The sequence below is a fragment of the Lachnoanaerobaculum umeaense genome (assembly GCF_003589745.1).
Lineage (GTDB): Bacteria > Bacillota > Clostridia > Lachnospirales > Lachnospiraceae > Lachnoanaerobaculum > Lachnoanaerobaculum umeaense.
In genome coordinates this window covers 1,382,634-1,396,389 of sequence record NZ_CP032364.1, presented here as the reverse complement: position 1 = coordinate 1,396,389, position 13,756 = coordinate 1,382,634, and the positions used below count along the sequence as shown (strand labels likewise).

The following is a 13,756-nucleotide window of genomic DNA, read 5'->3' as shown; positions in this document are numbered from 1 at the left end:
GATATATCAGATAATAGGAGATTTTCATGGACGATGCTCATTCGGCATTATTAATTATTATTTTTATAGTTGTATTATTTATTAATTTTTCGATTCACTCTTTCAATTCGGCTATCAATGAGCTGAACAGTTCAGATATTGGCGAGGACAAGAGTGGTGAAAGGCTAAAATATTATTTAGAAAACTCTGATAGAGTGCTGTATTGTATGTATATAATAAATGTCTTATCGGGAATTTTTATAGGATGGTTCTTTGTAAGATCTTTTACCTACGGTATAAGGGATTTATTATCAAACTTACTACCGGAGACAATATCAATAGCTATTTCTATTTTTATTGTTCTATTGTTGTTTTGTATTTTCTTTGTTATTTTTGGAATATCTATACCAAACAAGTTAGCAAAAAAGTCGGCAAAAGAGAGTGCCTGTATTTTTATGAATATTTCAAGTGCATTGATTTTTTTGCTGATACCAATTATTTATATTGTAGATTGTATTTCATATATTATACTTAAGATTTTTGGAGTAGATATAAAAGCTCAACCCGATACTGTAAGTGAAGAAGATATAATGAGTATGGTAAATGAAGGACATGAACAGGGGATTTTTGAGGGTTCGGAAGCTGAGATGATTACCAATATCTTTGAACTTAATGATAAGCAGGCTAGAGATGTAATGACTCATAGAAAAAATGTTGTATTTATAAATGGAGAGGATAGCTTACAAACTGCCATTGACTTTATGCTGTCATCAGGTAAAAACTCCAGATATCCTGTTTATGATGAGAATATTGATAATATTATGGGTATTCTAAATATGAAGGATGCCCTGATATGTGAAAATACAACAAATTATCAAAATACTGCAATTAAGGACATTCCAAATATTCTTAGGCCAATTACATTTGTTCCTGAGAATAAAGGTCTTGATACATTATTCAAAGAAATGCAATCTCAGAAAAATCATATGGTAGTAGTAGTGGATGAATATGGTCAAACATCAGGTATTGTTACCATGGAAGATATACTTGAAGAGATTGTCGGAAATATAATGGATGAATATGACGAAGACGAAGAGCTTGTAAAAGAGCTTTCAAATGGTTCATTTATAATGAAAGGGATGACTCCATTATCAGATATAGAGGATATACTTGATATAAAATTTGATGAAGAGGAGTTGGAAAATTTTGATACCATAAATGGTCTTATGATATCCGAACTTGATAGAATACCTGAGGATAATGAGAAATTTGATATTATAATGCATGGATATGAATTTAAGGCATTGTATGTATCGAATAAAATGATCAATACCATTAAGGTAACAAAATTAAAAGAGGATGAATTGACAGCAAATTAATTTCAGTATAAAATATATTCTTGGATTAGTAGATAAAGGAGATATTATGTCAGGACATTCAAAATTTGCAAATATTAAACATAAAAAAGAGAAAAATGATGCTGCAAAGGGAAAAATCTTTACTGTAATAGGTAGAGAGATAGCAGTTGCCGTAAAAGAGGGTGGACCGGACCCAAACAATAATTCAAAACTTAGAGATGTTATTGCAAAGGCAAAAGCTAATAATGTACCAAATGATACAATTGAAAGAGGTATCAAAAAGGCAGCCGGAGATGTAAATTCTGTAAATTATGAGCAGAATACATATGAGGGTTATGGACCAAACGGAGTTGCAATTATTGTCGAAACTTTAACAGACAATAAGAACAGAACTGCAGCAAATGTTAGAGCTGCTTTTACTAAGGGTGGTGGAAATATCGGAACTCCTGGATGTGTATCATTCATGTTTGATAAAAGAGGTCAAATCCTTATAGATAAGGAAGAATGTGATATGGATGCTGATGAACTAATGATGACTGCACTTGATCTTGGTGCTGAAGATTTCAATGATGAAGAAGACAGTTATGAGATACTTACAGATCCGGATAACTTCTCAGATGTTAGAGAAGGACTTGAAAAGCTGAATATACCTATGGTAAATGCTGAGGTTACAATGATTCCACAGAACTGGGTAACACTTTCTGATGAAGAAGATATCAAGAAGATGAATCGTATTTTGGATCTTTTAGATGCCGAAGATGATGTACAGAATGTATATCATAGCTGGGATGAATAATATGACATTACCAAAGGATCCGATTATATTATTATCATTTATAAATACAAAGCTTAGAGATTATAATTCTTCATTAGATGATCTTTGTAAGGAAAATGGTTTGAGTATGGAAATAATAAAAGAAAGACTTTCAGTGATAGATTATCATTATGACGAAGTTAGAAATCAATTTGTATAAGTATAGTGCAGAGATTATTCTCTGCATTTTTTTTATTTAAAAGCCTTATATAAGCGAAAAGAGTGCTATATATGAATTTCTAATAGTTTATTTATAAGTATATAACTATTCGCAAAACTCAAGTTTAACGAATAATTATTATAGTTAAATATAGGAGCTACCATATGGTAACTCCTTATAACACATATATTATTGAATCCAAGCTCCGTTTTGGTCTACCCTATAACCGTCAGGTGTTGTTGTATTTACATATAATGCACAATTGGAATCAAAACAATACCACTTTCCATTTAGAAGAAGCCATTGATTTGCCGCAATATATCCTCCTGCCTGTGCGTAATACCATTTATTATTTGAGAATAACCACTCATTCTCAGCTATATAACCGCCTCCTTTAGCGTAGAACCAACTATTATTTACTTTTAGCCAGCTATTTTCAACCAACTTGGAATTATCATTTATATAAAACCAGTGTCCATTATCCTTTACCCAGTTATTATTAACTATCTCATTATTCAAATAATAGCCCCAGCCACCGCTGCTTAACTCAAACCATCTACCATTTGTTGAACTATTATTTGTAGTATCTAAAAATCCCCATGTAAATCTAGCTTTTGCTGAGCCTCCACCGGAACCTCCGGAACCACCTGATTTGCCTGAACCTCCACCGGAACCTCCTGAACCACCACCACTTTTACCTTTTGATGATGTATGTACAACTATACTACCGTCTTTTTTAACCTCTAATCCAGGTCTACCGAATTGCTTACCACCATACAGACTAAAGAAATCAACAGTATACTCAATAGGGTTATATGTATTTCCTGATCTGTCTTTTAGTCCTTCTATACGTACTTTGTACTTATCTCCGGCATTGAATTTTAATTTTGCATCAAAAACAATATTGTAATTCAATGTGCCAATATTTTCATAACTTACATTAAAGAACTCACCTGTATAACTATTATCATTCTTATCAAAGAAATAAGACTTATTGGTATTTAAATTTGTTAATGTGACATTTACATCATTTTTATTTGCAATATAATAATCACTGTTAAGGCTGATTGACCATGGACCATACATATATTCTACCGGCATTGTAGCTGCAGGCCATGTAAGGAAATCTACGCTAGACCCACTACCACTTGGTGTACCAAAGAATGAATTCCATAAATCAGTTCCTGTATATATACAGTACATAGAGGTATATTCTATTGTATCCGGAGCAATGGCGATTCCAAATGATGTCTTTTCAAGTCCTGGGGATAATGCCCATCTTCTGTGACCTACAGATGCAATATTATTGGGGCTACCATCATTCATCCAGCCATATATTATAGCTTCTGAAAGAGTGTCATACCCTGTAGCAAGATTTGAATGACTTGCTCCATGTGAACCTAAATTATATAATTCATCTGATACCCCTGATTTTCTTTCAGGATGGTGTGTAATACCACCAATTCCAACCATTAGAGTTGATGAAGCCTGTGCATACTTTTCAGTATTAATGTCATAGCTGACTTCTTCCAGTCCTGCAATATATCTCATAACATTTAAAGTATTTAATGCATTCTGTCTTGAAGCATCTGAGAGCTCACCTGCTATATTATTTTTATAATCAGGTCTAATATTCCATGTATCAGCCTTAGTAACATCAAATGGATGTGCGGCCAGATAAGATCTAATATCGGATTCAGATCTAAACTCAGCCATTTTAGCATTTGATGAAGTAGCCCAAACAAAAGATGTTTGTGCTGATACCTCCACACTTGCAAAACCGGCCAATGCAAAACCAATTGCACATAAGGACATTATTTTTTTCACTGCTTATACCTCCTATATAAGTATCTTTAATATTTCGTTAAAATTATATTATGCAAAGCATATAAAAGTCAATAAATGTAAATTAGTATCATATAATTTGTTCTATTATATAATTAATCATACAATATATGTAATATATGATAAAAATATTAAGCAAGCTGCAATAATGCAGCATTTATTATAGCTGCACATACATTGCTACCACCTTTATTTCCATCACATATTATTGAAGGAATATTGCTTTGCTTTATAAGATTTTTAGCTTCTATTACATTTACAAAACCAACAGGAGCTGCAATAATAAAATCAGGTTTATATTTATCCAAAAGTTCGTGAATTCTTATAAGTGCTGTTGGTGCATTGCCCACTGCAAATATTATTGGAAGTTTTTGTCCATCACTTAATAGTTTTTCTTCATGTATCTGATAAGCCAAATCAATAGCTGCACTGGCTCTGGTAGTAGAATTTTTCTTGGCCAAAGCAATTGTTCTTTCTTCGGCAATTAGACAAAGTGGCTCTATACCAAATTTAGATGTTAATATTCTTTTATTTATTCCACTTAATGCCATATTAGTGTCTGTAAAAATCATAGCACCTGATCTGATGCAATCTTTCAAATTATCTAATGCATTATTTTGAAAAATAACATTATTCTGATAATCAAAATCGGCAGTGGTATGGATAGTCCTTTTTACAACTAAAAGTTCATCCTCTGTATAAAATTCAAGTCTGCCTTTATCCATCTGTGATGTAATGATTTCAAAACTTTTTCTCTCTATGTCTTCAGGTCTTATCTGTAACATAAAACTCCTTTTCTATATATTTTGGGTATCTAAAATATTAAATAATTTATTTATATCCAAAGACTCTTCCACTAAGTCTGCCAGCTTATCGTATTGTAATTGTTTATATACATCAAAGTCATTTATATTTTCTTCCAATATGACTTTTTTATTACTCTTTTTTACTAAACCGGATATAAGAGCATCAACAAAATCATCATTTTCAAATATACCATGTATATATGTTCCAAGTACATTCATATTTACAAAGCCGCAATTATCAGTAATATCAGATTGTGTAAAATATAGCTCAGAAGCATTTGTAGTGCTGCCCATATGTATTTCATAACCGCTTATAGGTGGAATATCAAAATTATCCATAAAATCAGGAAAATTTATTATTTTAGTCCGTATCTGTCTTGTGGTTTTTTCTTTTGCAAATATAGTATTGAAGTTTAAAAGACTAAGTCCGGTTTCAGATCCCCCCTCCTCTACTTCAAACTTATCAATCAGATTATTTCCAAGCATTTGAAAACCGCCACATATTCCGATAATATTCTTTTTAGAAAGATTATCATAGTTAAAACCCATGCTCTTAAGCCATCTAAGATCATATAGAGTATTCTTTGTACCGGGCAATATAACCAGATCAGCATTATCCATTTCTTTTGGAGATGAAATGTATTTTAAAATTACATCCCTTCTCCTACCAAGTGGATTGAAGTCTGTAAAATTCGAAATATGCGGAAATCTTATTACTGAAATATTTATTTTATCTGTACAAAAATCAACTTTAGATGTATCAAGCTTCTCTGATAAACTATCCTCATCATCTATATCTATTTGAGTCATAGGAATTACACCTAAAATAGGTATATCAACATTTATTTTATTAAAATGTTCTGCAAGCATCTCAAATCCCGGTATTAGAAGATTCTTATCACCTCTAAACTTATTTATAACAATACCTTTGATTCTACTTTTGGCATCATTATCCATCAATGCTACCGTACCGTAGATAGATGCAAATACACCACCTCTGTCTATATCGGCAACTAAAATAACAGGTGCATTTACAAGCTTTGCCAAGCCCATATTTACAATATCATTTTCATTTAAGTTTATTTCTGCAGGGGATCCTGCACCCTCTATAACTATGATATCATATTGATCACAAAGCTTATTATATGCCTGAAGTATATATGGAATAAATGCTTTCTTATTTTTGTAGTACTCGGAGGCATTCATATTTGCATATACTTTGCCATTTAAAACAACTTGACTTCCGGTATTTGATGTAGGTTTTAGAAGAATTGGATTCATCTCTACAGATGGTTTTATGCCGGCAGCTTCAGCCTGCATCACTTGAGCTCTACCAATTTCCATACCATCTTCAGTAATAAAAGAATTGAGAGCCATGTTCTGAGATTTGAAAGGAGCCACTTTATAGCCCATTCTTTTAAACATTCTGCATAGTCCGGCCACTAAAAAACTCTTTCCTGAGTTTGACATAGTGCCTTGTACCATTACAACCTTTGTCATATATTTTGCTCCTTTACAAGCTTTTTGATTGCCTCAAACAGTATCAAGTTTTCAGCTTTTGTACGGACTCCAACTCTAAAATATGTATTATCAAGTCCAATAAAGTCTGAACAATCTCTTACTATAATTCCTTCCTTTAACAAATCATCTGATAAATTTTTATTATATTTACAAAGTATAAAATTAGCCAAAGATGGAAAAACTGTTATTCCTATAGACCTCAGATTTATCTCTAAAATACTCTTTTCTTCTTGAATTCCATCAATCACATTCACCATATTTTGAGAAAGTGAATATTTGGCAGCCACAAGTGCCAGAGTATTTATATCCCATGATGGCGTAAGTTTTTCTAATTTTCTTATAATATGTGAATTATTTGTAATCAAATATCCAAAACGCAGTCCCGGAAAAGCATATAGCTTAGTAAGGGATCTAAGCATTGCTATATTATTAAAAGCAAGTAAATTTTTTATTTGTGAGCTCTTTTCACCGTCCACAAGGAACTCTAAAAAACATTCATCCAGTAATACAAATATATTCCTTGATCTACAATGTCCGATTATTCTACATAAAAGCGAATCATCCACCATAAAACCTGTTGGATTGTTTGGATTTGTAAGTACTAAAACATCAATATCATCAGATAATATATCAAATATATCTTCTTTTATCTTAAAATTTGGCATATTATAGTATATAATATTGCCATCTACTGATTCAGCTGCTAACCTATAGGATTCAAAACTTGGTACAGGTATACAGATATTAATCCCTTTACCGAAGGTTTGGAATAATCTAAAAATAATACTGTTGGCACCATTCCCAATATATATACTGTATTTATCTACACCATGTTTTTGACTTATTAATGCCTTTATCTCATCAAAATTTTCATTAGGATAATGAATCAGAAGTGAAATAGACTCTTTTAATATCTCTTTTAGATTATTATCAAGTCCATACGGATTTATACTTGCAGAAAAGTCAATAAGGTTTTTACCATCTTTAGAATATTCTAAAATTCTACCTCCATGCATTTTTTGCCTCTCTAAACTCATGGCTGAAGTTTTTATCATAAAGCTTACTTAATTCAAATTCATCTGCCAGAAATCTGCCTACATATACAAGAGCAGTTTTATTGATATCTGCTTCTTTTACTTCTTTTGCAATATTTTTAAGTGTAGATATTATAATTTTTTGATCTTCCCAACTGGCCTTATATACTACAGCTGCCGGAGTGTCCTCAGAATATGAGGTCATCAACTTCTTAGTAAGTTCATCAATACTTGCAATACTTAAGAATATAGCCATACTTGCCTGTATTTTTGCAAGATTTTCAATACTTTCGGATTCCGGCACAGGAGTTCTCCCTGCCATTCTAGTTAGTATTAGAGTTTGTGTAATACCCGGCAAAGTAAATTCTCTCTTTAATGCAGCTGCACCGGCAAAGACAGAGCTTACTCCCGGTATCACCTCATATTCAATACCTGCCATATCAAGAGCCACCATCTGTTCTCTTATAGCTCCATACATAGACGGGTCACCGGTATGTACTCTGGCTATGCTTAGTCCCTTTTCATTTGATTCAAATATAATTTTTAATACTTCATCCAAATTTAGATAAGCAGAATTAATAAGTTCTGCACTTTTTTTTATATCATTGAATAAATCCTTGTTTACAAGAGAACCTGTATAAATGATAACATCAGAGCTGTCAATTATTCTTTTACCTTTAATAGTTAAAAGCTCCGGATCTCCTGCACCTGCACCTATAAAATAAAGCATGCTATGCCCCCAATTATTAAATTAATTATCAGTAATACTACATAGGCCAGATATGTAATATTGTTTATAACTATGATATCCTCGGTATTTACCTTTGTCTGACCATCTCCAATACTTCTCTTTTTTACCAGTTTACCAAAGTAAAAAGCATCACCAAGTAACTTTGTATCAAAAAAACCGGCAATAACACTCTCAGTTTGACCTGCATTTGGACTGGAGTGAATATATCTATATTTACAAAAAGCTTTTACAGATTTTGTAAATATTTTGAATTCAGATTTTACTATAGAAATAAAGAATATCACAAAAAGCAGTGTAAATGCTGAGAATCGTGCCGGCAAAAAATTTACAATATCATCAAGTCTGGCTGCCGTCTTTCCTATATAAATATACTTTTCACTTTTGTATCCTATCATAGAATCCATTGTATTTATAGTTTTATATATAACAGGTAATACTAAAATCAGCCATAAAAACTCCATATTATAAAAAAGAGATATAACACTTCCCAAAGTAGCGTAAAGCCAAGGTGCTACAATACCGTCAGACATATTTTCAGCTACAGTTTCTATAACAGCTTTTGTAATTTGTTCAAAATCCAAATTTTCAGTATCTCTTCCGACAATCATAGAAAGAGCTTTTCTTGAGCTGTCTATATCTCCAAACTTTAAGGCATTATATACTTTCATACTTTCATATTTTAAAGAAGCCTTTGCAAATATTTGAAAGAATAGAAAAGTTTCGATTATGAAGCCCAAAATATAATTTATTCTGTATATAAATATATCAATAAAATATGCCAAAAATCCCCAAATTAAAATATTGAAAATTACAATAAGAAAACCTGAGAATAATTGTCCTAGTCTTGATTTAAAAGCTTTTCTTAAAAAAAATTCAAGACCTGAAATACTGCTTCCAATAAATCTTACAAGATGTGGAAGTTTATGAATATCTCTAAAAAAGAAATCTAATATAAAACCACAAACAAATGCAAAATAATGAATCATTTTCTTTAAGGTGCAAGTGCAAGCACTAAAACAACAACCAGCTCAGCCAGTTGCAAAAAGTACCCTGCCAAATCACCTGTAATACCCCCAAATTCTTCAAAAGATTTCACTCTATAATATAAAAAAACTAAATATGTGGCAATTACACATAATAAACCATAATTCACATTTACTATAATCATAGCTACACTACTGATTACAATAAAAATAAGTAATACTACTCTATTTGTATATATCAAGCTATTGTCAGAGAATGCGAAAGCCAGTCCGCTCCCTCTGGCATTTTTAAAAACTATCAGGGATAATGCACTGTAGGCTCTTATGAGAATGTATGAAATAGCAAGTATATATATTTTTGTGATGTTATTAAGGGAGAGCATTGCTGCAAAATACAATAATATATATACCAAACCACCGGTTATAGCAAATGCCCCGGAGTTTGAATCCTTTAGTATAGCGAGCTTTTTTTGTTTATCCTGATTTGATCCAAGAGCATCCATTGTGTCCAAAAATCCGTCCATATGTATGCCACCTGTATATAAAATAGGAAGCACAGTGAGGAATGCTGCAACTAATATATGATTGACTTTAAGTTTATAAAAAAATATATAAAATATAATCAAAAAAATCCCTTCTACCAAACCTACCATTGGCAAGAATAAAAGGCAATATTTCATATTTTCTTTTTCCCAATTAAAACTTCTTACAGGAAGTTTTGAATACATGGCAAAGGTGATTGCCATTGACTTTAATATATCTATCATTTTAATTTTCTATTATATGGTAGACCATAAACTACCTCTACCACCCTATCTGATACCTCTATTATTTTTTTATGTAAGTAAAAAAGACAATCTATAAAGATATCCAATTCCTTACTTTGATTTCTTTTGGTAGAAAATATATCATTCCCTACTATAAAAACAGAGTTACATCTGTTTTCAAGCTCAATTATATCAGAAAAAATCTTTTCTGTAATCTCTTTGAAGTCACTTTTCATACCGTATTTATCGAAAATATTATTTGATAAAAGATTCGTCAAATCCTCCAATAAAATATTATTATTTAAAGACACATTTAAATGTTGTAGATTTCTTGGTTCTTCAACAGTAGTAAAATTTTTGTCAGCCCTTTGTAAAAGATGTTTTTCTATCCTTTTGCTTGCAACATTTCCAATGTTTTCCATAGTAGCAAGATATATTTTATTGTTAAAACTTTTAGATATAATTTCCTCAGCATATTTGGATTTTCCACTGGCTACTCCACCATAAATATAAACTATCATACAAATCTTTTATACTCTTCTATCTTTATGTCAGAAAAAGAAGCATTCTTTGTATAAATATTTGCTATAAGATCAAGAAGTGAAAATAACATAGCACATCCACTGCCTTCTCCAAGGGCCAATGAGGCCTCTATAACCGGATTTAGACCTAAAACATCAAATATTATACCGGCTACAGGTTCGCGACTTAGATGTGAGGCAATCATATATTCTTGACAAAGTGGATTTATAAAATAAGCTAAAAGGGCTGCAACTTCAGAAATCACACCATCTATAACCACAGGTGATTTATATATAGCACTTCCTAAAAAAACTCCGGTAAGAGCAGCAATATCCAATCCACCAAGTGATGATAGTAGATCGAGTATTGATACTATTCTAATATTTAAATCTTTTGATTTTATGGAATCTAAAAAGAGTTTATCTCTAAAGCCATATTTATTTATGCTTTTATCTATTATATCTATCTTCTTTTTTAATTTAATATTATTAAGGCCTGCACCTCTTCCGGTCACATCTCCTACAGATAAATCTAAAAGCGCTGCTGAAAGTGCTGAAGATGTTGTAGTATTCCCAATACCCATCTCACCTGTACCTATTATAGATACATGGCTTTCCTTTAAATTTTCTACTATCTCGATACCTGTAAGTAATGCTCTTAGTGTTATATCAAAGGGCATTGCCTTTTCTTTTGAAAAATTATTGGTGCCATGCATTAACTTGTGATTAATAACACCCATTGAGTAGATATCTGTACCAAAGCTATCAATACCCATATCGATTATCATCAAATCAGAACCGGTACTTTTACATAGAACAGAAATACTTGAAGTTCCAAGTGCCATACTTTTTGTAACAGCCAGAGTAACTTCCTTACCGGATTGTGATATACCCTCTTCCACTATTCCATTATCGGCACACATAACAGTTATACATTTTTTATCTATGTTAGGAATCTCATTTTCAGAGATTGCAGATATTTTTTGAAATATCTTCTCAAACTCTCCCAAACTGTCCAGTGGCTTTGCAATACTGTCCCAATGTTTTTTAGCCATATTTTTATATTCGATTGAAGTGCTTGTAATACCGGATAAAAGTTTTTTAAGCCTTTCCAATAACTCATTTTGTATATTTGTTAAAACCGGTAGATTATACATTAGTTTTCCTCTCTAAATATTTAACTAAATTCTCTATTAAAAATTCATAGCCACGTAGATATATATGTGGAAATCCTGCAAATATATTTTTATTTGCATTTATACATCTCCATTCTTTGCTTTTATTTGCCTTAATAGCATGAGCATACTCACCATTATTTGTAGAGTTATAGTAATGAAACTCATGGCTGCGAATTTTTTGGTTCTTTTTCATTAATATACTGTCAGACTTTGCTTCTATCTCTATATATCCAAATCTTACAAGTTTTGGTGTTTTAAAAACTCTTCCATCTATTGCCCCTACGCCTGTAAAAGCTTCTCCATTATTATTTTCAAAACTCTTATGTAAATATATAAAGCCACCACATTCGGCAATAATAGGTATATTCTCTGCCAAAGCTATACTATTTAACATTGATGTGTTTGAAGATAACTCTTTCGCATAAAGTTCAGGATAACCACCTGACAGCCAAATAGCAGATATATTATCCGGAAGTTTCTTATCATGTATTGGACTGAATTTTACTATTTCAAAGCCATATTCTTTTAGTACACATATATTTTCTGTATATGTGAATGAAAAGGCCTCATCATAGGCAAAAGCAAGTCTGTATTTAGGCTTGTCAAAATTTGTGTATTTGGTTGATATGGTAGCGTCTATATTTATTCTAAAATTTTCTAAAACATCAAAATCCAAATGTTTTGATAGCTCAATAGATACCTTATCTACTATTTTAAATATATCTTTTTGTGGCTCATAAAGTCCCAAGTGTCTGCTCTCTATATGGTAGCTTTCATCAAAATATAAGAATCCAAGTAATATAAGATTTAATTCATTTATCTTTTCTTTCAATAAATCTATATCATAGTCAAGAGGTACTTTATTTATTATTACAGCTTTTACAAGGTGAGAAAACTTTTTAAGATATTCACCTACAGTCTCAATTTCATCTATATCTAACACTAAAACTACATCAATACCTATCTCTTCCGATACTACACAGGCACTACATCTTTTCCCTTCACCATATACTCCGTCAAAAAGTCCCATTGCTCCCTCTATGATGGCTGTATCACCTGTAAAGTTCCTATAAAACAAGTTTTTAAGTTCATTTGGCCTAAAATCAGGCTCAAGGAAGAACGGATCCAGATTTGTTGAGTAACTACCTCCTATTTTTTCATGATACATAGTATCTATGTAGTCAGGACCTGTTTTGTATATAGAAATACTTTCACCCTTTTTTTTAAATGTATTGATAAGCCCTAAAGTAATAAGAGTTTTTCCACTACCTGATTTCATTGCCGAAACCATAAAGGCTTTTTTATTAGTAGAGTTCATTTGTAATGATGCTCCTTTTTATAATATGTACAGAAAAATTATATAATAAAAATACTATTAAATAAAGAGCCTACCATGATGTGGCAAGCTCTAATTATACTCATAAAAAACAAGATTTAAAAAATTTATCCCGGGAATTTTATTGCTCTATATACCATTTTCCATCATATTTTACAACTATAACTGAAGTTTCACTTGGAATATCTCCACCTGCACCACTAATTGTTACATGTACTGTTGCTCTGTCATGACTATCATTTGTAAATGAAACTTCATCTGCTGTAAATTTACAATCTTTATATGCATTTTGATTGGCGTAAGACATAAGACCACCTAATAGATCACTTCCGTCCATGTCAAAAAAATATTCGCTCATTTGTCCACCTATTGCAACAAGTGCAGCATATTGCTCCTGAAAAGCAGGTGTAAAACATTTGATGGCTCCATCCACATCTCCTGACTTAACAGAATTAAAATATTTCTGTGTAACTGCCTTTGCTGCCTGCTCATCATTTTGCATACAGCCGGAACAAAGAACTGAAAAAGTAAATAACATTGTGAAAACTAATAAAAACTTTTTAACCTTACGACTATTCATACTAAGATCCTCCATAAAAATATTACATATAAACTTTAAACTTCTTGATATCATAAAATATTAAATAAAATTTAGAATTTTATATACTCCTTTTATACCACTCCCCTTTCACTATTTATATAT

General features: G+C 31.5%; 14 protein-coding genes. 3 read left to right on the top strand and 11 right to left on the bottom strand.

Annotation, left to right across the window (positions count from 1 at the left end; all coding sequences use genetic code 11):
* Positions 1-26 precede the first annotated feature (26 nt).
* From D4A81_RS06310 to D4A81_RS06300, 3 genes are read left to right on the top strand one after another with little or no spacing between them, the layout of a single operon-like run.
* Positions 27-1,358: a hemolysin family protein gene (locus D4A81_RS06310; protein ID WP_111524859.1), complete on the top strand. Its 1,332-nt coding sequence runs from the start codon at positions 27-29 to the stop codon at positions 1,356-1,358.
* A 46-nt stretch (positions 1,359-1,404) separates the two neighbouring features.
* A complete protein-coding gene (locus tag D4A81_RS06305; protein WP_111524860.1) occupies positions 1,405-2,133 on the top strand; it encodes a YebC/PmpR family DNA-binding transcriptional regulator in 729 nt (242 codons plus the stop codon).
* 1 nt (position 2,134) lies between these two features.
* Positions 2,135-2,311: a DUF4250 domain-containing protein gene (locus tag D4A81_RS06300; protein WP_111524861.1), complete on the top strand. Its 177-nt coding sequence runs from the start codon at positions 2,135-2,137 to the stop codon at positions 2,309-2,311.
* Positions 2,312-2,500: 189 nt separating this feature from the next.
* Here the strand turns inward: D4A81_RS06300 and D4A81_RS06295 are convergent, their stop codons facing one another.
* From D4A81_RS06295 to D4A81_RS06245, 11 genes are all read right to left on the bottom strand, one after another.
* Positions 2,501-4,138, bottom strand: a complete 1,638-nt coding sequence (locus D4A81_RS06295; protein WP_111524862.1) for a CAP domain-containing protein — start codon at positions 4,136-4,138, stop codon at positions 2,501-2,503.
* A 149-nt stretch (positions 4,139-4,287) separates the two neighbouring features.
* Entirely contained in the window at positions 4,288-4,941 is a 654-nt protein-coding gene (locus D4A81_RS06290; protein WP_111524863.1) for a precorrin-8X methylmutase, read from the bottom strand.
* 12 nt (positions 4,942-4,953) lie between these two features.
* The gene (locus D4A81_RS06285) at positions 4,954-6,462 is read right to left on the bottom strand and encodes a cobyric acid synthase (RefSeq protein ID WP_111524864.1); all 1,509 of its coding nucleotides are present in this window, start codon (positions 6,460-6,462) and stop codon (positions 4,954-4,956) included.
* Entirely contained in the window at positions 6,459-7,499 is a 1,041-nt protein-coding gene (locus D4A81_RS06280) for a pyridoxal phosphate-dependent aminotransferase (protein ID WP_111524865.1), read from the bottom strand. Before D4A81_RS06280 ends, D4A81_RS06285 begins: the two co-directional genes overlap by 4 nt.
* Entirely contained in the window at positions 7,486-8,247 is a 762-nt protein-coding gene (gene cobM / locus D4A81_RS06275) for a precorrin-4 C(11)-methyltransferase (RefSeq protein WP_111524866.1), read from the bottom strand. Before cobM ends, D4A81_RS06280 begins: the two co-directional genes overlap by 14 nt.
* Positions 8,232-9,254 (bottom strand): adenosylcobinamide-phosphate synthase CbiB, encoded by a 1,023-nt coding sequence (gene cbiB, locus D4A81_RS06270; protein ID WP_111524867.1) that lies wholly within the window; start codon positions 9,252-9,254, stop codon positions 8,232-8,234. The genes cobM and cbiB overlap by 16 nt, the downstream gene beginning before the upstream one ends.
* A 5-nt stretch (positions 9,255-9,259) precedes the next feature.
* The gene (locus tag D4A81_RS06265) at positions 9,260-10,018 is read right to left on the bottom strand and encodes an adenosylcobinamide-GDP ribazoletransferase (protein WP_111524868.1); all 759 of its coding nucleotides are present in this window, start codon (positions 10,016-10,018) and stop codon (positions 9,260-9,262) included.
* Complete coding sequence (locus D4A81_RS06260) at positions 10,015-10,539, bottom strand: bifunctional adenosylcobinamide kinase/adenosylcobinamide-phosphate guanylyltransferase (protein WP_111524869.1); 525 nt, start codon at positions 10,537-10,539, stop codon at positions 10,015-10,017. Before D4A81_RS06260 ends, D4A81_RS06265 begins: the two co-directional genes overlap by 4 nt.
* Positions 10,536-11,696, bottom strand: coding sequence for a nicotinate-nucleotide--dimethylbenzimidazole phosphoribosyltransferase (locus D4A81_RS06255; RefSeq protein ID WP_111524870.1), 1,161 nt, complete (start codon positions 11,694-11,696; stop codon positions 10,536-10,538). The genes D4A81_RS06260 and D4A81_RS06255 overlap by 4 nt, the downstream gene beginning before the upstream one ends.
* On the bottom strand, positions 11,689-13,035 hold the full coding sequence (locus D4A81_RS06250; RefSeq protein WP_111524871.1) for a cobyrinate a,c-diamide synthase: 1,347 nt from the start codon (positions 13,033-13,035) through the stop codon (positions 11,689-11,691). Before D4A81_RS06250 ends, D4A81_RS06255 begins: the two co-directional genes overlap by 8 nt.
* Positions 13,036-13,174: 139 nt before the next feature.
* Positions 13,175-13,633: a DUF4878 domain-containing protein gene (locus tag D4A81_RS06245; RefSeq protein ID WP_162902554.1), complete on the bottom strand. Its 459-nt coding sequence runs from the start codon at positions 13,631-13,633 to the stop codon at positions 13,175-13,177.
* Positions 13,634-13,756 lie beyond the last annotated feature (123 nt).

What these genes read in the sequence shown, in the direction of transcription:
- D4A81_RS06310 (WP_111524859.1), top strand. Translation starts at nt 27, where the DNA reads ATGGACGATGCTCATTCGGCATTATTAATTATTATTTTTATAGTTGTA.
- D4A81_RS06305 (WP_111524860.1), top strand. Translation starts at nt 1,405, where the DNA reads ATGTCAGGACATTCAAAATTTGCAAATATTAAACATAAAAAAGAGAAA.
- D4A81_RS06300 (WP_111524861.1), top strand. Translation starts at nt 2,135, where the DNA reads ATGACATTACCAAAGGATCCGATTATATTATTATCATTTATAAATACA.
- D4A81_RS06290 (WP_111524863.1), bottom strand. Translation starts at nt 4,941, where the DNA reads ATGTTACAGATAAGACCTGAAGACATAGAGAGAAAAAGTTTTGAAATC.
- D4A81_RS06285 (WP_111524864.1), bottom strand. Translation starts at nt 6,462, where the DNA reads ATGACAAAGGTTGTAATGGTACAAGGCACTATGTCAAACTCAGGAAAG.
- D4A81_RS06280 (WP_111524865.1), bottom strand. Translation starts at nt 7,499, where the DNA reads ATGCATGGAGGTAGAATTTTAGAATATTCTAAAGATGGTAAAAACCTT.
- cobM (WP_111524866.1), bottom strand. Translation starts at nt 8,247, where the DNA reads ATGCTTTATTTTATAGGTGCAGGTGCAGGAGATCCGGAGCTTTTAACT.
- cbiB (WP_111524867.1), bottom strand. Translation starts at nt 9,254, where the DNA reads ATGATTCATTATTTTGCATTTGTTTGTGGTTTTATATTAGATTTCTTT.
- D4A81_RS06265 (WP_111524868.1), bottom strand. Translation starts at nt 10,018, where the DNA reads ATGATAGATATATTAAAGTCAATGGCAATCACCTTTGCCATGTATTCA.
- D4A81_RS06260 (WP_111524869.1), bottom strand. Translation starts at nt 10,539, where the DNA reads ATGATAGTTTATATTTATGGTGGAGTAGCCAGTGGAAAATCCAAATAT.
- D4A81_RS06255 (WP_111524870.1), bottom strand. Translation starts at nt 11,696, where the DNA reads ATGTATAATCTACCGGTTTTAACAAATATACAAAATGAGTTATTGGAA.
- D4A81_RS06250 (WP_111524871.1), bottom strand. Translation starts at nt 13,035, where the DNA reads ATGAACTCTACTAATAAAAAAGCCTTTATGGTTTCGGCAATGAAATCA.
- D4A81_RS06245 (WP_162902554.1), bottom strand. Translation starts at nt 13,633, where the DNA reads ATGAATAGTCGTAAGGTTAAAAAGTTTTTATTAGTTTTCACAATGTTA.